The 373-nt window shown below is 55.2% G+C and carries 1 protein-coding gene and 1 pseudogene; one reads left to right on the forward strand and one right to left on the reverse strand.

Annotated elements, in window-relative coordinates; genetic code table 11:
- The coding region (locus ACYP5B_RS33615; RefSeq protein ID WP_459570315.1) for a DnaJ domain-containing protein at positions 1 to 102 on the reverse strand (102 nt) is incomplete at its 3' end.
- A gap of 160 nt (positions 103 to 262) precedes the next feature.
- Between ACYP5B_RS33615 and ACYP5B_RS33620 the strand changes: the two are divergent.
- Positions 263 to 373 (forward strand): annotated as a pseudogene (locus tag ACYP5B_RS33620) (Hsp20/alpha crystallin family protein); the annotation flags it as partial.

A 373-nucleotide genomic window follows, 5' to 3' on the forward strand; every position in this document is an offset into this window, starting at 1 on the left:
GGGATGGAACTTGCGCGCGAGCTTGCGGAACGCCTTCTTGATGTCCTCAGCGGTGGCATCACGTGTCACTCCCAGCGTCTTGTAGTAGTCCTGGAACTCCATGCGTGTTCCCCTTTCCACGTCTCTAATGCTGCCCTTCCGCTCGAAAGAATGACGGCAAATATCAGTCAAATCAAGAGCTTGATATCCGCGGGAGAAGCCTTACCATTCCAACCGGAGACGTCAGATTATGGCGCCCGCGCCAAAGCGAATGGAGGCAAACATGATGTATCGATCCCTGTTTCCCCGTGACGTATTCTCAGAACTGGAACGCCTGCAGCGCGAGCTGCACCAGCCATTCGAGCAGTCTCCCAGTATTCGTGGTCGGGTCAGT

The sequence above is a fragment of the Cupriavidus sp. 8B genome (assembly GCF_054589115.1).